We start from the raw sequence: 23,997 nt of genomic DNA on the forward strand, positions 1-23,997 counted from the left end.
ATCCGCGCGCCGGCCGGTGAGGATCTTGAGGTCGGTGACACTCTCGTCGCCGGGATGTAAGGGGTGCAGGTCACGGCGGATCCGGGCCTGGTCGGAGATGACGGCGGCGTCCTTGGCATCGGTCTTGCCCTCGCCGCGGTAGCTCTCGGAGGCGCGGTGGATGGCCCGGCCGGAGATGTAGTGCACCGGCTGGTCGTGGTTGACCAGGAGCGTGATGGCCAGGGCGGCGGCGCCGTCAGCCAGGTCGATCCCCCAGGTCACCTCGTTACTCAGGGCCAGGACATCAGCGAGGAGTTCGAGGAGTTCAGGTTCGTCGTTGGCGACCCGTCGCGACAGCAGCCTGCGGCCGCTCTCGTCGATCGCGACGCAGTGGTGGTGGGTCTTTCCTGCATCGATACCGGCCCAGATCCTGGCCATCGGTGACGTACGGGGCGTACAGAGGGCCCCGTACGCCGTCGCGGCGCCATCGTGCTCAACCACAGCGGCAACTGGCCGCTCTGGGAGCTCTACATCCTGGACGGCCTGCTGGCCGCGGTGTGCTGCGGGCGGTGAGAACCCCGTGAGCGCCCGGTGGCGGTTCAACGTCTCCCTTCGCAGACGTTGAACCGCCAACAGGACCCCCGGGGGCCGCGGACGCATAGTGAGGAGTGGCCGTGCGGCGTCCGTCCGCGCATTTCTGGCCGCCACCAGGCGTCCGTGAGGAGGCCCGCTCATGCCGTACGCCCGCATCCAAGGCGAATTCCGGATGGTGGGGACGAGCCCCGACGGGGACACAGTCCGGTTCCCCGGACGACCCGGCCGTGTGGGACACGATCCCCGGCCCAGTTCCCATTCAGATCCGCGGCCCCGGTGGAGCCAATCTGCGCCTGGAGGGCATCGACGCCCTGGAGACGCACTTCGATCCCCCCTTCGTCGGCGGGGGCGTGCTGCACCAGCCCAAGGCGCAGGCCGAAGGGCGGCCGCCGAACTGCTGCGCCCCCTTGGGTTCGACCCCGCACAGCGCAGTCCGAGCGGGAAGGTCAAGGCCCCCACCAACCCCGCCGCCGTCCGCGGATACGTCCCGACCCGCGGCGGTGACCCGCTCGGCCGCTGCATCGCCTTCACCGGGCCCGCAGCAGGACCCGACGCCGATGCCGATGGCAACGTCTTCTTCACGCCGGCCATGCTGCACGAGGCCGTCAACCACAAGCTGCTCGCCAAGGGCATCGTCTACCCGACCTTCTACCGGTCCCTCTTCGCCGACCTGCGCAACGACATGACCGCGACCGCGCACAAGGCCCAGGCCGACGGCGAGGGTCTGTGGCCGCTCGACAAGACTCAGAAACCCACGGTAGTCGTGGGCCCTACGGAGGTCAGCAAGGACGTCATCCTGCCCAAGTTCAACCGGCGGCTCGGCGAGTACGTGCTGCTGAACGACGGAGACCCCGCCTTTCCACCGGGCACACCAGCACCGGCCGCGACCTCATCATCGAGGTCAACGACAGCAACGTCCGCTGGACCCACGACATCGAGGACATCGTCTTCGACCCCTGAGCCCGCGGACCGAATGAACCTTGGCAGACGTGTATCTATACGTCCGGCGATGCCCTCATTTCAAATTCTGGGCCGCCCTACAGAGCCAGGCGAGTGCAGGTCACATTACCCACCGCTCGACGAGAACATCAATTACTGATGCGCCCGCACAAACGCGGCACCCCTCTCGCATCCACGCGACTTATCCAGCGTCCGAATTTCCACTGTTCAAACCCAGAAAGGTGCTTGCACTATGAGCGCGACTAAGCTCATCATCGCCAACTATTCCGCCATGCAGAACAAGGGGTACGGAGAAGCCGACCTCACATCAGTGCAGGAGGCGCTCACGCGCCTGGTTAAGTCCGACCAGGATCGCGGCATCACTACCACGGTGGTGGATCTGAGTAACCGGGTACAAATGGCCCAATATGACGCCCCGGTGGTTACTGACGAAAAGGACGAGAAGCAGAACAAGGACGCCATCGACGCAGTGTTCCGCTCGGCCGAGCCCGACTACCTGATGCTCCTAGGGAGTCACGACGTCATCCCGCACCAGCATTTGACGAACCTTGCCTCTGACGACGACCCTTCGGTGCCCAGTGATCTACCGTACGCGTGCGAGGTCACCTACGATGCTGCTGGCCAGGAACCGAGCAAGTTCACGAATCCCAGTCGAGTCGTCGGCCGGCTCCCCGATGTCACGGGAAGTCATGACCCGTCATATCTAGTGCATCTCATCAAGTACTCCGCAGCCGCTACATCCGTGCAACGCGAAGCATACCAATCCTACTTCGGTCTCTCTGCCGCAGTCTGGCGTAAGTCGACGGAAGTGAACTTGACGGACATTTTCGGTAATGCCAATGCGTTGCACCTGATTCCGCCCGATGGTTCACCTTGGCTAGCGAAATCCTTGGCCGCCAGGAGCCACTTCGTAAACTGCCACGGAGCCAGCAGGGATCCAAATTGGTATGGGGAGGGTAACGGCGGATTCCCTGTGGCCCTCAAAGCCAACGATGTCAATCAGCCGCTTACCAGCGGGACAATCCTGGCGGCGGAGTGCTGCTACGGGGCAGAGCTGTACCAGCCGAGTATCCCCACCGGGATGCCCATCTGCAACACCTACCTCGACAACGGCGCGGTCCTATTCTTCGGGAGCACGAACATCGCGTACGGCCCGGCGGACCACTGCGATAAGGCCGACCTGATCAGTCGGTATGTCATCCGGGAAACCCTCCAGGGTCAATCCAGTGGCTACGCCACACTCAAAGCGAGGCTGGATTATGTGAAAGGGAAGACCCACCTTGATCCGGTGGACCTCAAGACCCTCTCTCAATTCATCCTTCTCGGTGATCCTTCCGTCAGGCCGGTGGGCCTACCGAAACTCGCCACCGAGGAGACTGACGCGCACGCAGCCATGGCCGAGCGCCGTCATGAAGCCAAGCGCACCGCCCACGTGCTGCAACAGGGCATCTCGGTGCCACAGCCGGTTCCCTCCAGCTACCGAAGTGCCGCACTCGAAGAACAACTGCACTCGATCACTGCACGGCACGGGTTGCCACCGTCGGCCTCCATTTCCTCATTCGCCGCGACCTGGAGGAGCGAGGCTGCTGTACCAAAGGGCCTCGGGCGACCGCCGCGTCAGCACCTTCTGCACGCCGTACGCTCCTCCGACGCCCCTGTGCGCACTGATATCATCGTGATCGTCCGCGAACAAGATGACCGCATTGTGTCCGTAGAAGAGTACGAGGCTCGATGACAACATCAACACGACTACACGGTTTGCTCTCTATTGAGCGCATTGACGTGGGCTCCAAGAGTGAGCGGGATGCCCTCGTCCTGCACAGCGGTGAGCATGAGTACGTGGTGCGCCTCTCTGGTGAGAACCCCTTCCAGGCAAGCAGCCTGAGCCATTTGGCGGGCCACCGTGTGGAGGCCCAGGGCGAAGTCGACCGGCAGTACTTCTTCGTCAACGAATGGTCAGTACTGGACGACTGACCCGGTGCGCTCCTGTGCTTCGTCGAGCGATTGGGCAGCCGCTTGGCCAGGGCAGCGGCGTTCGTCGCCAATCTGGGCATCCGCCTGGCGGGCCGGATCCTCAATCCAGCAGGCGGCAGATACGACTACGGCCTTCAGCACCCTTCCAGCGGAAGCGCCAGGAACGCCCGGACGCCCCTCTTGATGAAGGCCGCCCCTCATCCATGATCAACAACCGTCCCCGGCGCCGACATGCTCCTGCACGAAGCCGCGGATCCCGCCCGCACAGCGTCCGCACCGCAGCCGGCCTGGTTCATTGGCAGGCGCATGCCGTCGGGGCACGCCCGGCATGGTCCCCAACGCCGACCGCCTGGACGCCGACCCTTACCATCTGTGCACTCCTCAGGGCGTCGTCGACCTGCGCACCGGGCTGCTGACGGCCCCCGACCCGAACGAGGACTTCCACTCCCGCTCCACCACCGTTAGCCCCAGCAGACGCCCATCCTGGCGGCGACTCGACAGATCGATGACTGCGGCACGCGGCTGGCCGAACTCCGCAAGAGCTCTGAGGAAGGGGGTAGGTCGTGTCCGCAAAGTCAGGGCAGCCAGAGTCGTAGGCAGGCGATGGTCACCAGGGCTTGAAAGTGACGTGCGCGTTTGTCGTAAGGTGGCAAGGGCTTTGTTGTGCTTGAGCCGGTTTAAGCAGCGCTCGACGACGTTGCGGCGCCGGTAGGCCGCCCGGTCCAGCCGGCACCGGCTCTCACCCCGCCGGAGGTGAAGGCGAGGGGCCTGCCCTCACCGTCGCAGGCGAAGTGGATCTTCGTGGTCAGCCCGCCGCGGGACCGGCCGATCGCCTCACCCGGCCAGAGCCCCCTTTTCGCGCTCCGGCCGCGTGCTGGTGAGCCCGCACGGTGGTGGAATCAACACACACGATGGTCCAGTCGACGGCGCCGACGGCATCCGAGTGCTGCTGGACGTGGGCCAGCAGTCGATCCCAGGTACCGTCGGCTGTCGGCGTACGATCGAATGTGCACAGGCCGGTACAGGTTTACGTGCTCAGGCCGATGAGGTTCGAAAATGCCTCAGGGCGGGCCTTGGGGGTTCACCGTTGGTGGCGGCCCTGAGTGGGTCAAGTCGGCTCGGTGTCCCCGTCGCGGCGAATGGCGTTGGCGTGAGTGAGGTCCTCTCGTGCGGTTCTAGTGAGTGGGTGTTCGTTGCCCAGCACCTGCTCGCAGTCTGCGAGGGTCTGCTCGTACAGGGGGATGGCACGGGCCACGTCCCCCGCCTCCAGGTAGGCATCGGCGAGGCAGTTGCGGGAATCCACGGTGCGGGGGTGATCGTTGCCCAGCATCTGCTCGCAGCCTGTGAGGGTCTGTTCGTGCAGGGGGATGGCACGGGCGAGGTCCCCTATCGCTTGGTAGGCGAGGGCGAGGTTGTGGCGGGAGTACAGGATGTCGGGTTGGTCCTCGCCCAGCACCCGCAACTGGTCGCTGAGGGTCTGTTCGTGCAGGGGGATGGCACGGGCGAGGTCCCCCGCCTCCCGGTAAGCGCAGGCGAGGTTGTTGCGGGAGGTCAGGGTGTCGGGGTGGTCTTCCCCCAGCACCCGCAACCGGTCGCTGAGGCTCTGTTCGTGCAGGGGGATGGCACGGGCCACGTCCCCCGCCTCCTGGTAGGCGCAGGCGAGGTTGCTGCTGGAGGTCAGGGTGTCGGGGTGGTCCTCGCCGAGCACCCGCAACCGATCTGCCAGAGTCTGCTCGCACAGGGGGATGGCACGGGCCACGTCCCCCGCCTCCAGGTAGGCGAAGGCGAGGCTGTGGCGGGAGGTCAGGGTGTCGGGGTGGTCTTCCCCCAGCACCCGCAACTGGTCGCTAAGGGTCTGCTCGTGCAGGGGGATGGCATGGGCGAGGTCCCCCGCCTCCCGGTAAGCGCAGGCGAGGTTGCTGCTGGAGATCAGGGTGTTGGGGTGGTCTTCCCCCAGCACCCGCAACTGGTCGCTAAGGGTCTGCTCGTACAGGGGGATGGCACGGGCGAGGTCCCCCGCCTTCCGGTAGGCGAAGGCGAGGTTGTGGCGGGAGGTCAGGGTGTTGGGGTGGTCTTCCCCCAGCACCCGCAACCGATCTGCGAGGGTCTGCTCGTACAGGGGGATGGCACGGGCCACGTCCCCCGCCTCCTGGTAGGCGCCGGCGAGGTTGTTGCGGGAGGTCAGGGTGTCGGGGTGATCTTCGCCCAGCACCCGCTCGTAGGCGGTAAGGGCACGTTGGAGGTGCACAATCCCGCGGAACGGCAAGCCCTGCTCGGTCAGGAATATTCCGGCGGCGTTGAGGAGGGAGGCAATGATGCTGGTGTCGGTGGTTGGGGCAGTGTGGTCGGCGAGGGCGTCGATGTGGGGCAGCAGGGTTCGCCAGGCAGGCCAGGTGGTGGGGTCATCCGCGGCGAGGGGCGGTAGGGCGTTGTACAGGTTGCTGATGGCCTGTTCGCGGGCGTGGTCGATGCGGTTGCGCGTGCGGTGAGGGTGGTCGGGGTCAGGGGTGCGGGCGACAGCTTGGACGAGACGGTGGATGGCCAGGGTGCCGGCGCCGGTGTCGGCGGTGATCATGTTATAGGCCGTGAGCAGGCCGATTGCCTGGTTAAGTGCGGGCGGATCAGCGAAGCTGTCCGCTAGGGCGGTGGGGATGTTCTCGGGGGCGTACCAGGCCATGCTGCGCAGGAGGTCGGCGGCTGCGGGCTGGCGGATGGCGATCTGGTCCAGGGTTATATCCCAGATCTGGGCGATGGTGCGCTCGGCTGGCGTGGTGGCCCCGCCCTGGACGTACATCGCTGCTGGGCGCTGGGCGAGTAGGTGGAGGTAGTCGCGGTGGGTGGCCAGTGGATTCTGGGCTAGGTAAGCGGCTGCCTGTTCGATCGCTAGGGGCAGGTGGCCCAGTTCGGCACACAGTTCAGCGGCCCCGTCCAGGTCGCGGGGGCTGGCTGCGGTGGTGCGGGTGAGCAGGGCGAGGGATTCGGTCTCGTCCATAACGTCGAGGCGTACCCGTGTGGTGACGTCGCTCCAGGCGGTGGCGAGCCGGCTGGTGATCAGGAACCGGCCGCAGGGGGCGCGGGCGATCAGGGCGGCGATGTCGGCGGGATCGTTGACGTTGTCGAGGATGAGCAGCCAGCCGGTGTGGCTGGCCAGCCATTGCAACCCCCGCTCGGCGAGTTCCTCAGCTGGCAGGGCCATGGCCAGGGCGGGCTGCAGGGCGGTAGCAAGGCTGGCCAGGCCCTGCTGGACGCCAGCGGGACTGTCGGCGGTGATCCAGCGCACCGGTGTACAGCCGTGGGGGCGGGTGGCGGCCCAGTGGGCGGCCAGGGTGCTCTTGCCAACTCCGCCCAGCCCGTGCACCACCTGCACCAGTGCCGTACCTGGGGTGTTCAGGGCGGCGTCGAGGCGGTCGAGGTCGCGGAAGCGGCCTACGAAGCGCCCTGGCCGGTACGGCAGGTTGTCCAGGCCCGCGGGGGCGTCCACCTCGGCGGGAGGTCGCATTGCCTCGGGCGGAAGGTGCACGGTGGGGCTGAAGATTCCGGTGACGGCGATCCCGCCGTGGGTGGCAGTCGCGTGCCCACTCTGGATCACAACCTGCCCAGTACCTCGGGTTCCGGGCTCTGCAGCCGACCGCTCGTTGCGGGGAGCCCACTGTGCTCCGTGGTCGCTGCCTTCCGCCGCCTCTGCAGGAGCGGCGGCGGCCACGCCGGAGTCGCGTCTGCCCCTCGGCCATCGGACCATGTCGGCTCCTTCATAATGCGGTGGTGCCGGGCGTGGTCATTCGTTGACGATGCCGCTAACGGCGCCGGAGCCAGTCCCCTCGGCTTCAGCCTCCCCTGTGTTCACCGCCGTCGCGGAGCCGGTCTGGCTACCGCCCGTGCGTTTGACACCGGTGACCGCGCTGCCACCCCCGCGGGCGGCGGCCTTCCCTGTTCCGATGGCTACATCACCAGTTGAAGCGGCGACGAACGACAGCATCTCCCGCAGTTGCTCAGCCGCCCGTTCCTGCCCGGGGGCGTCGAAGCTCTCCAGCAGAGCTTCGAACCGCCCCTGCCACACGCCTTCCTGTCGCAGACGTTCGGTGCCGATGTCCTTCGCGCTGCTCAGTGCCTGGGCAGTGCGGTCAAGGTGCTCAAGCTCAGCATCCGCCCTCGTGGCGTCGCCGCGCGCGAAGAGGTCCCCCACCCGTCTGCGCAGGCCGTTCCACGCATCGGTCCCTGCAGCCTGGACCACTGCGGTACCACCAGACAGTGCCACGGCTGTCAACGTCTCGACCAGCATGCGATCACCACTCTCTGTAGATGGGCCACCTCCGCTGTGCCGCGTCGGGCAATAGTGCACGTTGGTCAGCTCACACATCCAGCAAAACTCACACCATCCGACACTGCAAAGCGCGCCATGCTGTGCACGTGGCCACGTACTAAGCTGGGCAGCTTCACGTGTACGCCGACAACCAGTAGCCCTCGGTCTCGACCACCGAGTAGTAGACGTTCGTCGCCAGCCGGGACTGGGTGATGTTCTCCCAGTTGTTGCGGCCGTTGAGGTCGCCGTCGAAGTCGTAGGCGGTGAGATAGTCGGACGTGCCGCCCTCCGAGGTCTCACCGCTGGTGCCGACGTCCTGGAAGTGCACCGGCGCCCACCAGCGGGCGACGGCTTGCCGATGCGAGGCGGTGGACGCCACCGCCTCAGCGGGTCGGACGATGCCCAGGCACACGGACACCGCCAGGACGGCCAAGACGATTGCCACGCCCAGGGGTCTGCATCGGGCGGACGGCACACGACAAGGGGTTGTCGCCACTGTTCCTCCGGGATTCTGTCTGACAGAGGTCACCGCCGGGCCGGGGACAGGCCACCGGCTTGCGGGTTCATGAACGGGCGGGCCGCTGAACGCGGCCCGCGTGGGAAGGGGTTCACAACGTCATCCGGTTGTTCGTCGAGTGCCGGTCCCGGGGAGACAGGGGCCGGCCGCAAGATGACCGTCCGGTGGGATCCGCGTGACAGCGGGCGGGGACGATCACTACGACAGCCGAGGCACCCCAAGAGCCCTCCAGGGCCCCGGGCACCGCCCCGCCCGCCGCGAGCCCGTGCTGGAGCGGGCCTTCCGCCCGCTGGCCGGCTTCGGGCCGGACACCTGTGTTATCGCTGACCGCCCGAGGTGCTGTCGCTGTGGTCGTCTGCGGATCGGCTGCCGCCGTGCGCGGTGGCGGTGTGCCCGGTCAGCCGCTCCCAGTTGCCGGACCCGATGGCGGCCTTTTCCTCCTCGGTGAACGGTGCTTGCTCCAAGAACGACCGGGCGACTGAGCGGCTGGTGTCGAGGAAGGGGAAGCCGCCGGGCCGCGTTCCGAAGGTGTAGGGGTAGTCGGTGGAGTACAGCATCCGCTCGGTTCCGACGACCTCAGCTGTCCACCGCAGGTAGCGCTCACTGACCGTGCCGCTGCCCGCGATCCAGAAGTTCTGGCGGAAGTAGTCGGCCAGAGGCCGCTCCAGCTTCGCCATGTCCTGCAGGACACCGATGTGGTCGAGGTAGAACAGGACGACCTCGCCCCAGTGCCCCGCGATCACCTGCAGTCCGGGGTGGCGGTCGAACACCCCGGAGAAGATCATCCTCAGGTACTGCACGCCCAGGTCGTAGTACCAGCCCAGGCCGGCGGTCGCGAGCACTCGGCCGACTCCGTGGGGGAGATTCGAGTAATACGCCTCTTGGACCGCGTCCACAGGGGTCTGCGGGTGGAAGTGCAGCGGTACCCGCAGCCGTTCGGCGGTGGCGTAGAGGTCGTCGAACTCCGGCGCGTCGGCCGGCTTGTCACCGGTGCGCCCGTACAGCATCGCGCCGCGGAAGCCGAGTCGGGTGACCGCGCGCTCCAACTCCGCGGTGGCGGCTTCGGGTGCCGGCGTCGGGACGGCGGCGAGCGCCTGGAATCGGTCGGGGTGGGCGTCGACGACTTCGGCGAGTGCGTCATTCGCCTCGCGCGCCACGCTCACGGCCTCCGCCGCAGTCAGATTCTGCACACCGGGTGTGGCCAGCGACAGCACGGCGACGTCGACGCCTTGATCGTCCATGTCGGCCAGGCGGCGGTCGCCGACGTCGCGCAGCCGCTGCGCTATCGGCTCGTCGCCGTAGCCGAGTTGCGGGATCTGCGGCACGCCTGCCCGTGTCCAGGCATCGAGCAGGACCGGCAGCGCCACGTGCTCCTCGAGGCCTACGGTGCGCAGCTTCTCAGGCATGGTGCGCTCCTCGTCTCTCGCTGTTTCCATTGATACGCGCACCACGATAACACCGGAAGCAACGATGGAAGCAAGTGGGCGCTATCATTGATTCATGCCTGAGGGAGCAAAGAACGAGGCCATTCCCGTCACCGCGTCGGAGACTGCAGCCGACGTCCGTGAGGTCACCCGGCAGCGGGTGATTGAGGCAGCGGCGGACCTGCTCGCACGTGAGGGTCGCGACGCGGTGACCACCCGGGCTGTCGCGTCGGCCGCCGGGACGCAGCCCCCTGCGATCTATCGCTTGTTCGGCGACAAGGACGGGCTCCTCGAGGCAGTGGCGGAGCACGGCTACGCCAGCTTCCTCGCGGCAAAGCACAGGGACCTCCGCCCTCAGGACCCGGTAGAAGATCTGCGTGCGGGCTGGGACCTCGCCGTCGAGTTCGGGCTCGCCAACCCCGAGCTGTACGCGCTGATGTACAACGACCCCCGCCGCGGCACGACATCGACTTCCTTCCAGGCCGGCATGCAGATACTGCTGGGGCGCATCCGCCGCCTCGCCGCCGGCGGCTGGCTCCGCGTCGACGAGAAGCTCGCGGCGGCCCTCATCCACGCGACAGCGCGCGGCGCCGTACTCACCTGGCTGTCGCTGCCCGAGGACCAACGCGACCCGGCCCTGCTCACCACACTGCGCGAATCCATGGTCGCCGCCGTCACCCACGAAAGACCCGTGGTGCAAGACGCGGGCCTCGCCGACGCCGTCCGCACCGTGCAGGCCCTCCTGCCCGGCCAGACAGCGCTCAGCAACGCGGAACAACACCTCCTCAGCGAATGGCTCGACCGCCTTGCCGCAGACGGCTGACTGATTCCACATGGCGTCTGTCAAACCACGAGAGCGACGGCGGCGTGGTTTCGTAGCACCGTCCGTCGCGACGGAGGGCCCAGACAACGCCGACGCGACGGCGGGCAACCACGGTGCAGATCCGCGAGGTCGTCGAGCCTCCGGGTCACCCGCCCGCCTATGGCGGCCGGGTGACCCGGAGATGCTGGTCGTGCTGGACGCGGGATACGACGCCCCGCGCATCGCCCACCTGTCGGCTGGGCTGCCCGTCGAGATCCTCGGCCGGCTCCGTTCAGACCGGGTCATGCGGCGTCCGACGCCCTGCCGCAAAGAGTTCCACCTGGCCAACCCCAGGGCGGCCGGCCGCCCAAGCACGGCGGCGAATTCGTCTTGGGCGACCCCGCCACCTGGGGCACCCAGAAGGCCGTGACGGCCACGGACACCCGGCTCTACGGGAAGGCGACCGCACAGGCGTGGGACCGGCTGCGCCCGCGGCTGACCCGCCGGGCCGCATGGCTCGACCGCGACGGCCCGCTGCCCATCATCGAGGGCACCGTCATCCGCCTGGTCGTGGAGAAACTGCCCAGCGGCGGAGTCAACAAGCCGGCCGGCTGTGGTGGTCGCGCACGAGCGCCAACGAGGCGGACGTCACAGAACCACGCCGAACTGGTTAAAAGACAAGCCGAATGCCTGATCCTGATCCGGGCTGGAGTATCTCCGGGCGCCCCCAGAAAGTCGCGCAGGTCATAGGCGGATGATGACGAGAGCGATGTCGTCGGAGACGCCCCCGGCGACGTCGAGCTGGGTCAGCAGTGCGTCGGCCAGCGGGTCAGGGGCGAGGGTTCGGTCCTGGGCCAGGGCAGTGGTCAGGCGTTCCAGGCCGGCATCGATGTCCTCGCCGCGGCGCTCGATGAGGCCGTCGGTGTACAGCACGAGGGTGTCTCCCGGTGTATAGGGGAGGCCGGCCTGGGGGCGGGGAACGTGCCACGGGAGGCGAAGACTCGACCGTATGGCTCTGGGACGTCGCTCGGAGAACCGCCCGGACTCGGATCGGCGGACATACGGGCGCGGTGTCCGCAGTCGCGTTCAGCCGTGACGGCCGCACCCTCGCCATTGGCACGGTCGACGACATCGTCCGCTTCTCGGACACCACCACCGGCGCACTGCGCCGCGCCTTCCGCGCCGGTACCGACGGGGTCGCCGCACTCGCGTACACACAGGACGGTCGTACCTCGCCACTCTCGGCTACGACAACAGGGTCGTGCTGTGGAACCCCGATAGGGGGCCGACCCGCACTCTCGTCGCACCGACCCACCAGGTGGGGTCCCTCGCCTTCAGCCCGGACAACCGTACCCTCGCCACTGCTGGCGACACCGTCCAGTTGTGGAAGGCCGCCGCGTCCCTGGACCCCGCCCAGGCTATCGAGCGGATCTGCCGCTCCGTCACCCGCGACCTCACCGCCGAGGAAAGCGCCGCCTACCTGCACGACACATCAGCCGGACCCGTCTGCCCAGCCAAGTGACCGACCGCCGGGGCGCGCTCCCTCGCTGAGGTAGAAGTGCGAGTACGCGATGTGACGACGCCGCCGATGACACTCACGTGAGCCGCCAGAGGTAAATAGTCTTGTCGCTGCTCGCGCTGGGGAGCATGGTGCCGTCGGACTGAACGCCGCCGACCGCACCTATATCGCCGGCGGCGTCAGCAGGACCACCCTCGATCTCGCAGCGTCATGTCGACTCGGCCGTCATACGCCCTGCGGATGCCCCGGCCGCGATGCCACGCTTCGACCCTGCGAGGAGTTGTCCAACCTCGGCAGGCGATGGCCATTTCCTACGAAACAGCGGTCACGCTCGCGTCCTTCCTGCTCTGAAAGGCCCGGTTGAAGACGGCCAATGCAGTTGCTTTTGAGTTGCGGAAGTCGCTGCCCCGCGTGTAACGGCGTGGGGCGCAGGCCAGCGTGTGCGGATCGGGATCTTGACGAAGGTGTTCACCGCCGAGCTGGTCGACGCGGCGATAGTCAAGCATGACCGAGCCGAGCGGCGCCGGCGCCATTTGCCGGCGCGGCTGTTCGTGTACTTGGTCCTGGCTCTGTGTCTCTTCGCCCGGGAGTCGTGCGAGGAGATGTTGCGGCTGCTGACCAGCGGCATCCCTGGGAGCCGGGCCATCGCGCGGGTGAACTCGTCGTCGTTGTGCCGGGCGCGGGCCCGGCTCGGCAGGTCGGCGCGGCGCAGTTCGGTCAGCAGGGGCAGCGTGCAGGCGTGGGCAGACGCCGGCCTCGGTCCAGTCCCGCAGCCGGCGCCAGGCCGTCACGCCGGAACAGCCCACAGTCTCCGCCGGGACGAACCGCCAGGCGACACCGGTCCGCAGCACGAACAGGACGCTGGCGAGTGCTGTTCGGTCAGGAACACGCACCCGCCCGGGATGCCGGTGGCTTCGTTCGGGAGGGGGTGGCAGCAACGGGGCCACCCGATCCCACAGGTCGTCCGGAACAAGATCACGCACCCGGACACCTTGCCGACCGAGATCGTCGAGCACAAGACCCGCGGCATCTCATCGCGACTTGCACGCAGAGTCTGGCGTCAGTTCGCCAGATCGAGCGCTCAGCCTGAGGCGCCCTCCAGCGGAAGGTGGTCTCGGAAGTACTCCGATTCCAACCACTCCTTTTTCACGAACAGCGGACGGGTCAGGCGCGCTGCCCCGACCTGCTGCGAGCGCAGAAGAAGCCCGATATCAGTTAGGGAAAGCGAGTCATCAGGCGTGTAGAGCAGACAGTTCCCATGCTCCTCAGCGTGGTCCAGCAGGAACTGCTTGCCCTGCTCCGGATCGCTTCCCGCCAGCGGGAAGCCAGACAGGGAGACCTGCGGACCGGTGACCGCATCCAGCGCAACACAGGCGAGCTTGCCCGCGTCGTAGAACGCTTTCACCCCATCCCGGAAGTCCTCCTGCGCATACGGACCGCCAGCCCGTGCCTGCGGTCCAGGGACCAAAAGCGCCTGGGCGACCTCGGCTGGAGACATCCCGAACTGCAACGGACCCACACCGGCTCCCGACCGCAGCTCCCAGCACTCCCGCTCCGCATCCACGCCCATCCATCCACTCCTACGTTCTGACCGGTCCGGACCAAGCCGCACGCACAAGGCCATGGGCCAAGGTGCCAACTCAGCTGGACAAGCTGCCAACCAGCGACTGACCACCCTGGACGAACGCCTGGCCGGCGCCGCGGGACAACGACGCGCGCCTGAGGACACGGCTTTGGTCGCGCTGGGGCACAGCACGGCGGCGAGGATGGCGCGGGTGGCAACGTCGATGGCGATGGTCAGCTCGGGCCGGGCGAGGCGGCCGGTGGGCGGCCTGCTGGGCGGCCTCACTGAACCGGCCTTCCTGGACCTGCGCCAGGAACCCAGCTCGTAGCGCTGCGGGCCCCGGTCATGACCCGTTGACCAGCCGTGGTCGGCGCCACGGTCCGCTTGGGGCGGATCAGCGCGATGACCGTCTCGCACTATTCAGTCGTGAGCCCGGCACCGACTCCTCGCCGCCCGCGGCGGGCGCGCGGACGGCGAGGAGTCTGGTCGCTTCTTCCTGGCCTTGCTGCGGACCCCGATGGTCCACATGCCGAGCGATGCCATTCCAAGGGCTGCCACGATGAGCGGTAGGGCCTTGTTCGATCCCTCTGCCCTGAGGCCTTGCAGCAACGCGAGCACGGTGACGACCGCGACCACGGACAGAAAGATGCTCATCTTGACTTTGTTGCTCATGGTTTATCGCGCCCTTCCGTCACGGGTTAGCCGTAACTGATGAGGTCGGCGTTGTTGTATCCGAGGAAGCCTCCGACGGCGCAACTGCCGACGACCGCGGCCGCCGTGCCCCACGGCCGGCCATGATGCCGGCAGTGGCGATGATGCCGGTTTCAGCCGCAGCGCCGATCCCGGCAAGGCAACCCGTGGCAGTGCTGAAGATGCTCTCTCCCGCATCGAGAGCGTCGGAGAGGCTGAAAAGTCCTGTGGGGTCACTGTTGTTGATGAGGTCGCCGCCGGCGTAGAGGCAGGGGTTGGTCTCTTGCCCGGAGGGGTCGGGTTGGGTGAAGCGGCCGAGGGTGGGGTCGTAGTAGCGGTGGCCCATCTTGTACAGGCCCGTGGGGTCGAGGTAGGCGCCGGTGTAGCGGTGGGGCTGGGGGGGCCGCCTCGGTGGTGGTGCCGCGGGGCAGGCCGGTGGGGCCGTAGGCGTAGGTGTGCGTGCGCTTGCCCGCGTCGTCGACGAGGCCGAGGACGTTGCCCGTGGCGTCGGTGAGGTAGTAGTAGGGCTTCCCCCCAGTCGTCATGGAGTTCAAGGTGCCCGCCGGTTCGCGGATGAATCCGGTGTCGACGCCGTTCGTCGTCGTGGACGCCAGACCGAGTGCCGTGTGGTGGAACCAGGTTGAACCCAGCTTGGTGCGCTCGAAGTTGTCCGTGCCCGCGTGGACCAGGTCGTAGGCGGAGCCGTTGACCGTCAGGCCGGACGGCTGGCTGTAGTCGGTCCAGGTCTCATTCGTGCGGGCGGTCATGGGGGTGCGGCCGCCTGCGGTCTCGTTGCCGAGCTTGTCGTAGGACCAGCCGGTGGTGGAGCCGTTCTGGGCGGTCAGCTGAAGGGCGTCATTGTAGGTCCAGGTGGTCGCGCCGGGGCAGGTCGAGGCGGTGCTGTCCTGGGAGGTGAGGTTGCCGGCCTGGTCCCAGCAGTACAGCCAGGAGGCCTTGCGGGCGCCGGCGGAGTCGGCCTCCAGGGCGTAGCGGAGCCGGTCCTGGGTGTCGTACTGGTAGGTGGTCTTGTATTTGGTGAGGTTGTCGGTGCGGGTGCGGATCTTGGTGGTGTCCTTGCCCGCGTTGGCGTAGCTGTACGTCAGGTCGATCAGTGTGGTCGTGCCCGAGGTGGTCTTGACGATTTCGGGGCGGCCGTTCTTGTCCGGGGTGACCGACTGGGTGGTGCCGCCCGGGTAGATGGTCTTGGTTCGGGTGTCGTTCTTGTCGTAGTCGAAGTCGGTCTTCTTGCCGTCCGGGTCGGTCAGGTAGTCCGGGCGGGCGGCCGCGTCCCAGGTGTAGTCAGTCGTGCCGGTCGGGTCGGTGTAGTAGTCGACCTCCCCGCCTGGGGTGTAGGCGAGGGCCGTCTGTGCACCGCTCTGCAGGGTGCGGATCTTCTCGCGGCTGAGCTTGTCGTAGTCCCAGCGGGTGGTGCCGGAGGCGTCGGTGCGGACCTTCAGGTTGCCGTCACCGTCGTAGTCGAAGGTGACGGTGGCGTTCGTCGAGGACACCTTCTTGACCCGGTCGCGGGTGTCGTAGGTGTATACGGTCTTGACGCCGCGCTCGTCCGTGACGATCTCCACGCGGCCGAGCGCGTCGTAGGTGTATTCCGTCTTCCCCAGCGGGGCGGGCGGGGTGACCGTCTTGAGGTTTCCCTTGTCGTCGTAGGCGAAGGACGTGGTCGACGACTTTGGCTCGGACATCTTCACCGTCGCCGTGCAGCGCTGGCCCTCGAAGCCGCCACAGGTGGGAGTGGCCTTGTTGTAGGTGTAGGTGCGCTCGCCGCCCGCGGTGCCGGACGTGGTCACCGACAGGGTGTTGCCGTTGGTGTCGTACTGGAAGGTGTCCTTGCGGCCGTCGGCGGTGGTGAAGTCGTTCGGTACGTCGGTGCCGGCGATCGTCTGGTAGGCCGTCACCGACGCTGTGGCGCCGAGCGGGAGCTTCTGGAAGAGGGCGTTGTTACGGCCGTCCCAGCCGTAAGTGGTGGTGTTACCGCCCGTTCCGTCCGCGCCTGTGCCCATCGCGTCGATCGCGCTCTGCACCAAGTGGCCCGTGTACTTGGCGTGGCGGGAGTGATCGAGGGGGTCGGTGACCTTGGTGACCTCGCCGTCCGCGTTGTGTATGTACTTGGTGGCGTCGCCGTCTGGGTCAGTGACCGTGGTGGTTCCCGCGTCGGCCGGGGTGGCGGCCGTGTAGTCGAAGCGCCAAGTCGGCCCCGTGTGGCCGCTGCTCGACGACTCGGTGGCGCGCTGCATCGAAGTGACGCGGTTGTGGTCGTCGTAGGTGAACAGGGTGACCGTGCTCTCCGGGGTGGTCACCTTCGTCAGGCGGCGTGAGGAGTCGTACTCGTACGTCGTCGCCTTGTCGGCCGTGTCCGTGGCCCGCTCCAGGTTCCCCGACGCGTCGAGGTCGAAGACGGCTGTGCGGCCGGTGTGATCGTTGGCCTGCCACTGGTTGCCGTACGTCTTCACCAGGTCGATCCAGCGGCCGGAACGGGTATCGGTCAGCTTGAAACCCTTGTGCTCGCCGGTCTCGTCGTGCTGGTCGACGGTGATCGTGCCGTGGTTCTTGTCCGTGACCTTCATGAGCGTGCCGTGCTCGTCGTAGGTGTCACGGCTGCCGGACTTGCGGTCGGTGAGTGTGTAGGTGCCGTCCGCGTTCATCTTCAGGTCCTTGGAGTAGCCGGTGGGTGTCGTGTAACCACCGGTGGTGGTCGCTTTGAACCGCAGGGCGTTGCCGGTGGCGTCGAAGACGACCGCCTCCCCGTCGCCGGCCTGGAGGTAGCGTTCGTACGCTTGCCACCAGCGCTGCGAGTTCTTGCCCCAGGGGGCTTCGAGCGAGTTGTAGGTGCGGGTGAGTTGGAGTTTCTGGCCGACGCCGGCGATGTCGAAGTCGGTGGCCGCCAGCATCAGATTGCCGTTGGAGAGGTTCACCCGGGCCACGAGGGCGTCGCTCAGGCGGGTGTCGAGGAGGCGGTGCCAGGGGACGTGGCCCTGGCCTTCGGGGACATAGGGCGTGGCCTGAGCGGCGGATGCAGCGTCGGCCGTGGCCGCCTTGCCGGTCGTACGGGCTTTCTCTGCCGCCCGCCAGGCAGCCACCCCCGCCGAAGGCTCCGCTTCGGCCTTCGACGCCTGAGGCTTGGTCACCCCGGCCGGGGTGGCAGGAGCCTCGACCTTGGTCGGCTTGGCGTTCGCCGATTTTTCGGATGCCAGCAGCGCCTTCGGGCCGCGGTCGGGGGCGCGGTGCCAGCGGATGAGCGCGCTGGCGGCAGGGAGTTCGGCGTCGCAGGCCGGGCAGAGCTCCATCTACACGCCGGTCCCTACGGTCCTGGACGACGGCCACGAGACCTCGATGGAGGAACCGCACTGGGGTCACAACAGCAACGGCCAGCCCGTCGCGTGGGGTGGGTAGTGCCCCCGACGTCTGGTAGGTGCGCCTGGCCGTACCGCCCTGCCTGGACTCAGATCCAGATGCCGTCGCCCGCGCTGCTGCCGTGCCAGGTGCTGGACCTCCATGATGGCGGGATGAACATGCCGTCCGGAGTGCCAGTGTTCAAGCTGCCGGATGCCATCGCGGAGGCGCTGTGCGCCCACGCGCCACGCCCCGCCGCTCAGTCCACCGTGATGAACCGCTGGAAATAGTCGGCGGGCGCGCCTTCGCCGACCAAAACGCCTTCCGCCTCCACCCACGCGTGTGCGGCGAACGGCGGCTGGGTGCGTACGCCGACGCACCACGTCGGCCACTGGCCGCGCAGCCGGCACAGCAGCACGGTGGCCAGGGAGCGCGGCAGGCAGCCCTGTTGGCCGCCGGCGGCCAGGCTGACGGCGAGGACGGTCTGCCGAGCCCGGGCGGCCTCCGCGACGGTCGCGGGCCGGGCTCCCCTGCGCAGCCGGAGCAGCACCGTACGGATGCGGGCGGGGGGCTGCCGGGCGAGGAGATGGGCGCAGCCGACGGCCAGCCGGGTCACCAGCCGCGGACCGAGGGGCACCGACCGGGGATCGTGCGGGACGACTTGCGAGGTGGACACTGCGGCAAACCCTCCGGGACGAGGACGGGACGGGGTGGAAGAGGGGCTGGCGGGAAACGGGCCAGAAGAGGCGGGGACGAGAGCGGGACGGGGCGGCGGTGGGGCCGGGTCAGGCCTCCAGGAGCTTTGCGGTGCGCAGTTCCTCGAGGATCCGGGTGATGTCCTCCTCGACCTGCTCGGCGCTCACGTCGTACCGCCCGGTGAGTGCTGTCACCGCCTGCTGCCTGCTCGTGCCCTCCAGCAGGGTCCGCACGATCAGCGCCGCCGTGGGATTGAGGGTGTAGTACTCGCCGCTGTTCTGGTCGAGCAGGGCCATCCCGTACTCGGTGTCGGCCGTCACCACTCCGGGGCGCAGGGTCATCGTCATGCCGTGATACCTCCCATGTCGGTTTCCGTCGGCTGCAGCGGGTCACGGTGTCGTTCGCGTGCGCGCAGCCACACCTCGCAGCCGACGGTCGGGTGCAGCAGTGCGCTTTCCAGGTCGGCGGCGAGCGGGCGCATGCACCAGTCGCGCAGGGTCGGCACGTCGACGAGGCCCAGTTCGCTCAGCCGGGAGTCCTCCCAGAGGGCGAGCAGTGCGGTGCGATGGCAGCGCAGCCCGGTCTCCTCCTCGAAGGCGGCGTGCGCCTTGGTGGCCCGGTGGCGGCTGGCCTCCGGGACGACACCCCGCATGGCCTGCTCGATCAGCGGTTTGTACCGCCAAGGAGTCACCCGGTCCCGGGGGCGGACGGCGAGGGCGGCCTCGACTAGGAGGTCGTCGTAGTAGGGGGCGGCGAAGGTGACGCCGAGCGGTTCGGACATCTGCTGGACGTGCCGGGCGAAGCGGGCGAGGGTGCGCAGGGTGGCCAGTTCCCGGTGCCCACCGTGACCGGGGCTGAGCGGCTGCGCGTCCTTGGCCTGCTCGCGGATCAGCTCGCGCGCGGCCTCCACGGCCCGCCCTGTGGCCCACGGGGGCAGCCGCGGCGGGGTGCCCCAGGTGAACAGGGGGACGGACATGGCCGGTTGCGGATGAGTGAGGTCGTGCGCGACGTGTGTCAGCCAGGAGCCGTATGGGCGTCGGTCCAAGAGTTGGGCCAGGGCCGTGCGGCGGGACCAGCGGTGGCGGGAGGTGAAACCGCGGGCGAGCCGCCAGGCCGTGCGCGGGTGGCGTGGCAGCAGGTTGTGCACGTGGGCCGAGGCTCCGCTGAACAGTTCGTCGCCGCCCATGCCGCTCAGGTGCAGCGGGGAGCCCCGCTCCGCGGCCCGTTCGACGATGTACATCCGACGGTGACGGTTGACCGCGTAGGGCGACGGGGTGTCGAGGTCGTCGTCGAGGGTGTCGACGCGGTCGAAGGTCAGGGGTACGGCGGTCGCGGGCACCACGTGGTGCTCCACGGCCTCCAGCGCCTCCACCGTGCGCCGCGCGTAGGTGACGTCGTCGCCGAGGACGTCGTGGATCGCGGCGGTGTAGGCGACGGTCTTGGCCCCCGCGCGGGCGGCTGTGGCGACCACCGCGGTGGAGTCGACGCCGCCCAGGTCGGCACTGACCAGCTCGCGGCCCGCGATCCGTGCGGTGACCGCGTCGGCGAGTCGCTCCCGGACCAGCCGGGCGCCTTCGGCGAGCGACAGGTCGGCCGGGGGCGGACTCCAGCAGCGGCTCGTACGAAGGTGGCCGTCGCGGTCGAGCAGTACGCGCTGGTCGCCGGGGACGACATCGACTCCGCGCCAGACCGTCTGAGTGGTCAGCGGGTGCAGGATCGCGGGACTGAGCAGCTGCACGGCCAGACGGGCCTCGTCCAGGTCTGCGCCCGTCAGTTCGGCCAGGACGTCGGCACGGTCCGACACGAGATGGGCGCCGTGGGTGCCGGGCGCCTTGGCGGCGAAGACGCTGCGGACACCGGTGACGGTGCCGCGGACCAGCGTCCTGCCGTCGCGGCAGGCGATCAGATGGTGGCTGCCGGGCCAGTTCCTCGCGTACGCGTCGGCGGCCTCGGGCGATCCGCTACGGGCCGCGCGCGCCGCTTCATCCTCGGTCACCGCGTGCTGCCCGAGCACGACCAGCTGGGCGGGTCCGCACGCGGCCGTCGTCACAGCGTGGTCCGGCCAGCGCCCGATCAGCCAGGGCCGACCGGACGGGTGCGGTATCTGACGGGTCCCACGGGAGCCGGCTCGCGCGGCGAGGGTCGCGACGGCGTCGGTGTCCGGGAAAACGAGGAACCAGTAGTGCCCGGCGGGAGACGACGGGCCGGTCACCATGGGCGGGTCCTTCCGGTCGGGTGCGGTCGGCGATGTGCGACAGGGGCGTGGGCGGCGCCGCCGGCGCCGCCCACGCTCTCTACCAGCCCTGTATTAGGTGTGCATGACAAATATGGGCTAGGTGGAGAAAAGGTCAGAGCAGGCTGTGGCCGCCCAGCAGGTCGGGGCTGCCCGTCCCGGCCAGGCCCGTGACCTTCTGGAAGTCGCCGACCTTGGTGAGAGTGGGACGCTCGTAAGCCATCGTCATATCCCTTCGTCGATGAACGTGCCTTCGATGCAAGCGGGGTTGCCTCCGCCTGCTGCCCCGGCCGACGCGCCGCACCCGAACGAGCGGGGCGCCGGCGGCAGTGCCAAAGCTAGGCGTGCGGTTTCTTCCGTCACAACCGGGTCATCAAGCCATCCGGGACACACATCGGCACCGGCCCTTCCGTCACACCGGCCACACGACTCACGGAATGCCGGCGCCGGGTCATACTCCCCGCACAACGGGGTACTCACGACGCCCTCTTCGGGCAGCAACAGGCAATTTCGGCCCGGATGCGCCGCACCCGACGGAGGCGCGATCCACGCCGGCCCCGGCATCACCTCGCACGATGCGCCAGCCGCACACTCAGCCCGCCACCTCCGCCGGGCAGTCACCGCCGCAGTGGCCGGGAAAACGCCCTTGAGAGACAGCCGGCGCCCTTAGAGGGCGGAATGAGAGTGATAGGAGTTTTGTCATCACCTGAGCGTGTGGCGGTGCGGCATCCCGGCCGGCCGGGGCCATGGGGATGTTGGGCTGGGCACCGTGGGCGAGCGCAAGCCCTACAAGACCGACGTGAGCGACGAGCAGTGGGCGCTGTTCGAGCCGGTGATCGCCGCGTGGGAGGCCGCGCATCCCTCGATCAGCGGCCACCGGGGCCGGTACGAGATGCGGGAGATCGTCAACGCGCTGCTCTACAGGGCCGCACCGGCTGCCAGTGGGAGATACTCCCGCACGGCTTTCCGCCGCCCGGCGCGGTGAAGTCTACTTCTACACCTGGCGTGACGACGGCATCGACCAGACCATTCACGACCTGCTGCGCTGGCAGGTGCGCACCCAGTGCGCCTGACCATCGCGTCGCCGAGGATGGGTGGTACGCACCGCGCGCATCGGGTGCGCACCACCGCCAGTCAGATCCACCGCACCGTGCGCACCAGCGCACCGCACCGCGCGGCGGCAGGCCCTCTATCACACACCCCCTTGACCACGGCCTGACCGACGGCCCGAACGTGCTGTGGCAAGGAGAAACGTACTGGGTGGCGCACCTGGTCAAGGGGTATCGACCCGCGCGCCAGGCCGACCTGGTCAAGGGGCGCGGTCGGCAGTGCGTGCATCGGTGCGGTGTGGAACATCGGGTGCGGTGCACCGAGTGCGTGCGAGAGCGCCAGCCATCGCCGGGTGGCACCGGGTGTAGAGGGTGTCGGCCACGACGATGTGGGCCAGCATCGAGTCCGCCGACAGATTTCCCCACGTTCCCGTGCCGTCTGGCCGCCGCGCGCGGATCGACACCACCGCATGATCGTGGAGCAGCGGCTTCGACTCGGCAGCTCTGGACTCGTAGTGCCGGAACACCGCGACGATCAGCCCGTCCCGGATCGGCTCGCGGTGCTTGCCGCCGCTACCCCAGCGGATCTCCGCGACCGCATCCTCCAGCCACGCCAGCGCCTTGTCCCGGGAGATGTCCTGGCACAGCTCCAGTACCAGGCAGGTCTCGTCATACCCAAGCGCCCACGCGATGTGTGCCGTCGACGGGGAACGTCAGGTCCAGGGCCAGCCAGGGCGTCCGCTCCTTGGCCTTGTAGGTCTTGGGCGAGCGGTTGTGCTCGATAGGCCTGCCCAGCACGGTCGCCCGCCGCGCAGTCGCCGGATCATCGCCCGCCTCCAGACCCTCACCCTCGATCCGGTCGGCGTCCGGGTGCCGGCCCTCCCCCAGGAGCAGTTCGGCCTGCCGCTCGGTCACCACGTCCCCGGCCTTGAGACCGACCGCCGCCAGGCCCCGGCCCTTCCAGACCCCGGGCGGGACACCGGCTTCGTCCTGGGCGGCGCGCAGCGCCTTACCCGCAGGGCGTTGGCCGTCGCCGACCATCACGCTGCGGAAGTAGTACCTTCACCCGTCACCGGGGCGGACCTCCGCTTTGCTGATCACCGGGCCATGGAACCCCGCCAATGACCTGCGGAAAAGCGTGAGCCGGGGTGCTTCCCGCCGCACGGGAGGCCATCACCAGATCTTTACCGCGGCGCCCGCCAGGCGGGCCGTCCCGGCAGCACGAGACGGTAAGCCGTCGACGTGTGCACAGTCCGCTGCATGGATCACGAACCGCCCTACGGAGCCCCCTGCCCACTGTGCCGCCGACCGCTCCGGATCGAGTACGGCCGCACCCGCCCCTCCGCTCAACTGGGCCACCCGGCCCGCGTGTGGATGTGGGGTACCGCTGCGCTGGCTGCGAGACCGTCCGGCCCCGGGAGTGGACGGAGGTGATGCGGAACCGCTTCGGCGGCGTCTGACGACGCCGTGCGAATGCTGCGTGACGACCAGCCGCCCAACGCATCCATGTGGTCGTCATCGCGGACTCGTGCCCGCCTCGAGCCGGATGCGATCCGCAGCTGTCAAGTCGGAGAGTGAACTCAGGTCCACGCAATGCCAGTTGTGCTAGCTTCGGGGTAATCTCAGACCGAGCCCAGCGCCCGGTCTGTCCGCGCCCTGGGCGGCCCGGCTCCGTGCTGGGGTGCCAGGAAGGTTTCCACAGAACCGTGCCCGCCTCCGACACGGGCGGCCGGGGAGTGGATTCGTACACGCAGGCATCTGGGCCTGCATGCATCACCCTGCAAGAAGCCCCCGGGAGCTGATCCCGGTCTGAGTTCTTGGTGTCGGCAGGAAGTCAGTTCTAGCCACGCACAGCGTGGTCGAACTGAGCCTGCCTCCCCACCGGTTCGACCACCATCACGAAAGGTCGGAAGCCGGTGAGCGACTCAGCGGTACTCACGCTCCTTGCAGGTGCAGGTGTCATCTCCGTTCTCCTGTTCGCTGTCCGAGGCATCCTGGAGCAGTTGCCTGATGTCCTCCGGTCATGGCAACGGGTCCGGAGGGCCTGGCGGGACGCGGCCTCCGATGATGACCAGCCCGTTACGTGAAGCGCGGCACATCTCGAAAGGTGACGCTGCGGAACACTGCGATGGCCGAGCCTCGATAACAGGGAGCAATGGCTCCAGCGCACCCGCTGACTCTGCCAATCACGTACCCTGCTTGACCCTTTGGCCCAGATTGATCACGTTGTATCGCCTCAAGGAAGCTTCCACAGTCGGGTGGTGGGGGGGGGGGCGAAACCACCCACCCCACCCCCCCCCACACCCCCACCCACGCAAGCGCACCCCCCCCCCCCCCCCCCACACCCC

General features: G+C 68.3%; 21 protein-coding genes and 7 pseudogenes. 10 read left to right on the plus strand and 18 right to left on the minus strand.

The genetic code is table 11. The features are described 5' to 3' along the window. Nucleotides 1-417: IS110 family transposase (locus ACWCPI_RS38345; protein ID WP_451042602.1), on the minus strand; the 417-nt coding region annotated here is incomplete at its 3' end. Nucleotides 418-1,162: 745 nt separating this feature from the next. Between ACWCPI_RS38345 and ACWCPI_RS38350 the strand changes: the two genes are divergently transcribed. From ACWCPI_RS38350 to ACWCPI_RS38365, 4 genes and pseudogenes are all read left to right on the plus strand, one after another. Further along, entirely contained in the window at nucleotides 1,163-1,672 is a 510-nt protein-coding gene (locus ACWCPI_RS38350) for a hypothetical protein (RefSeq protein ID WP_451042586.1), read from the plus strand. Between the two features lie 93 nt (nucleotides 1,673-1,765). Continuing rightward, complete coding sequence (locus ACWCPI_RS38355) at nucleotides 1,766-3,268, plus strand: C25 family cysteine peptidase (RefSeq protein WP_451042587.1); 1,503 nt, start codon at nucleotides 1,766-1,768, stop codon at nucleotides 3,266-3,268. Between the two features lie 47 nt (nucleotides 3,269-3,315). Beyond that, entirely contained in the window at nucleotides 3,316-3,507 is a 192-nt protein-coding gene (locus tag ACWCPI_RS38360; protein WP_451042588.1) for a hypothetical protein, read from the plus strand. A gap of 328 nt (nucleotides 3,508-3,835) precedes the next feature. Next, a pseudogene (locus tag ACWCPI_RS38365) lies at nucleotides 3,836-3,997 on the plus strand (DNA primase); the annotation flags it as partial. 85 nt (nucleotides 3,998-4,082) lie between these two features. Here the strand turns inward: ACWCPI_RS38365 and ACWCPI_RS38370 are convergent. The 5 genes and pseudogenes from ACWCPI_RS38370 to ACWCPI_RS38390 form a co-directional block, all read right to left on the minus strand. Then, nucleotides 4,083-4,498: pseudogene (locus ACWCPI_RS38370) on the minus strand (hypothetical protein); the annotation flags it as partial. Between the two features lie 117 nt (nucleotides 4,499-4,615). Beyond that, entirely contained in the window at nucleotides 4,616-7,006 is a 2,391-nt protein-coding gene (locus ACWCPI_RS38375; protein WP_451042589.1) for a tetratricopeptide repeat protein, read from the minus strand. 276 nt (nucleotides 7,007-7,282) lie between these two features. Further along, nucleotides 7,283-7,786, minus strand: a complete 504-nt coding sequence (locus ACWCPI_RS38380; protein WP_451042590.1) for a hypothetical protein — start codon at nucleotides 7,784-7,786, stop codon at nucleotides 7,283-7,285. 154 nt (nucleotides 7,787-7,940) lie between these two features. Beyond that, nucleotides 7,941-8,252, minus strand: coding sequence for a hypothetical protein (locus tag ACWCPI_RS38385; RefSeq protein ID WP_451042591.1), 312 nt, complete (start codon nucleotides 8,250-8,252; stop codon nucleotides 7,941-7,943). A gap of 389 nt (nucleotides 8,253-8,641) precedes the next feature. Next, nucleotides 8,642-9,730 carry an amidohydrolase family protein gene (locus ACWCPI_RS38390; protein WP_451042592.1) on the minus strand — a complete coding sequence of 363 codons (1,089 nt, stop codon included), beginning with the start codon at nucleotides 9,728-9,730 and terminating at the stop codon, nucleotides 8,642-8,644. A gap of 94 nt (nucleotides 9,731-9,824) precedes the next feature. On the opposite strand from ACWCPI_RS38390, the gene ACWCPI_RS38395 reads away from it, so the two are divergent. Together ACWCPI_RS38395 and ACWCPI_RS38400 are read left to right on the plus strand one after the other, a co-directional pair. Next, on the plus strand, nucleotides 9,825-10,571 hold the full coding sequence (locus tag ACWCPI_RS38395; protein WP_451042593.1) for a TetR/AcrR family transcriptional regulator: 747 nt from the start codon (nucleotides 9,825-9,827) through the stop codon (nucleotides 10,569-10,571). Nucleotides 10,572-10,731: 160 nt separating this feature from the next. After that, nucleotides 10,732-11,200: pseudogene (locus tag ACWCPI_RS38400) on the plus strand (transposase); the annotation flags it as partial. A 94-nt stretch (nucleotides 11,201-11,294) separates the two neighbouring features. On the opposite strand, the pseudogene ACWCPI_RS38405 reads toward ACWCPI_RS38400, so the two are convergent. Continuing rightward, nucleotides 11,295-11,540 (minus strand): annotated as a pseudogene (locus ACWCPI_RS38405) (SpoIIE family protein phosphatase); the annotation flags it as partial. Here ACWCPI_RS38405 and ACWCPI_RS38410 point away from each other — a divergent pair. The 3 genes and pseudogenes from ACWCPI_RS38410 to ACWCPI_RS38420 all read left to right on the plus strand — a co-directional run. Further along, a pseudogene (locus tag ACWCPI_RS38410) lies at nucleotides 11,498-11,758 on the plus strand (WD40 repeat domain-containing protein); the annotation flags it as partial. The pseudogenes ACWCPI_RS38405 and ACWCPI_RS38410 sit on opposite strands and share 43 nt — an antisense overlap. A gap of 53 nt (nucleotides 11,759-11,811) precedes the next feature. Next, the gene (locus ACWCPI_RS38415; RefSeq protein WP_451042594.1) at nucleotides 11,812-12,072 is read left to right on the plus strand and encodes a hypothetical protein; all 261 of its coding nucleotides are present in this window, start codon (nucleotides 11,812-11,814) and stop codon (nucleotides 12,070-12,072) included. A gap of 437 nt (nucleotides 12,073-12,509) precedes the next feature. Then, nucleotides 12,510-12,761: pseudogene (locus ACWCPI_RS38420) on the plus strand (transposase domain-containing protein); the annotation flags it as partial. 39 nt (nucleotides 12,762-12,800) lie between these two features. Here ACWCPI_RS38420 and ACWCPI_RS38425 read toward each other — a convergent pair. The 9 genes and pseudogenes from ACWCPI_RS38425 to ACWCPI_RS38465 form a co-directional block, all read right to left on the minus strand. Beyond that, nucleotides 12,801-13,052, minus strand: a pseudogene (locus tag ACWCPI_RS38425) (transposase); the annotation flags it as partial. A gap of 98 nt (nucleotides 13,053-13,150) precedes the next feature. Further along, complete coding sequence (locus tag ACWCPI_RS38430; protein WP_451042595.1) at nucleotides 13,151-13,639, minus strand: hypothetical protein; 489 nt, start codon at nucleotides 13,637-13,639, stop codon at nucleotides 13,151-13,153. A 414-nt stretch (nucleotides 13,640-14,053) separates the two neighbouring features. Beyond that, entirely contained in the window at nucleotides 14,054-14,305 is a 252-nt protein-coding gene (locus ACWCPI_RS38435) for a hypothetical protein (RefSeq protein ID WP_451042596.1), read from the minus strand. 19 nt (nucleotides 14,306-14,324) lie between these two features. Then, entirely contained in the window at nucleotides 14,325-14,669 is a 345-nt protein-coding gene (locus ACWCPI_RS38440) for an RHS repeat-associated core domain-containing protein (protein WP_451042597.1), read from the minus strand. After that, nucleotides 14,557-17,625 (minus strand): DUF6531 domain-containing protein, encoded by a 3,069-nt coding sequence (locus tag ACWCPI_RS38445; protein WP_451042598.1) that lies wholly within the window; start codon nucleotides 17,623-17,625, stop codon nucleotides 14,557-14,559. Before ACWCPI_RS38445 ends, ACWCPI_RS38440 begins: the two co-directional genes overlap by 113 nt. Nucleotides 17,626-17,930: 305 nt before the next feature. Then, complete coding sequence (locus ACWCPI_RS38450) at nucleotides 17,931-18,347, minus strand: lasso peptide biosynthesis B2 protein (protein WP_189697567.1); 417 nt, start codon at nucleotides 18,345-18,347, stop codon at nucleotides 17,931-17,933. Between the two features lie 109 nt (nucleotides 18,348-18,456). Beyond that, nucleotides 18,457-18,714, minus strand: a complete 258-nt coding sequence (locus ACWCPI_RS38455) for a lasso peptide biosynthesis PqqD family chaperone (RefSeq protein ID WP_451042599.1) — start codon at nucleotides 18,712-18,714, stop codon at nucleotides 18,457-18,459. Continuing rightward, a complete protein-coding gene (locus ACWCPI_RS38460) occupies nucleotides 18,711-20,582 on the minus strand; it encodes an asparagine synthase-related protein (protein ID WP_451042600.1) in 1,872 nt (623 codons plus the stop codon). Before ACWCPI_RS38460 ends, ACWCPI_RS38455 begins: the two co-directional genes overlap by 4 nt. 133 nt (nucleotides 20,583-20,715) lie before the next feature. Continuing rightward, complete coding sequence (locus ACWCPI_RS38465; protein ID WP_110635242.1) at nucleotides 20,716-20,823, minus strand: keywimysin-related RiPP; 108 nt, start codon at nucleotides 20,821-20,823, stop codon at nucleotides 20,716-20,718. Nucleotides 20,824-21,369: 546 nt separating this feature from the next. Here ACWCPI_RS38465 and ACWCPI_RS38470 point away from each other — a divergent pair. Then, entirely contained in the window at nucleotides 21,370-21,585 is a 216-nt protein-coding gene (locus ACWCPI_RS38470; protein ID WP_451042601.1) for a transposase, read from the plus strand. Between the two features lie 324 nt (nucleotides 21,586-21,909). On the opposite strand, the gene ACWCPI_RS38475 is transcribed toward ACWCPI_RS38470, so the two are convergent. Further along, entirely contained in the window at nucleotides 21,910-22,341 is a 432-nt protein-coding gene (locus ACWCPI_RS38475; protein WP_451042603.1) for a relaxase domain-containing protein, read from the minus strand. After that, complete coding sequence (locus ACWCPI_RS38480) at nucleotides 22,319-22,690, minus strand: relaxase domain-containing protein (RefSeq protein WP_451042604.1); 372 nt, start codon at nucleotides 22,688-22,690, stop codon at nucleotides 22,319-22,321. Before ACWCPI_RS38480 ends, ACWCPI_RS38475 begins: the two co-directional genes overlap by 23 nt. Between the last annotated feature and the right edge of the window lie 1,307 nt (nucleotides 22,691-23,997).

This window comes from Streptomyces sp. NPDC001920 (assembly GCF_053594495.1).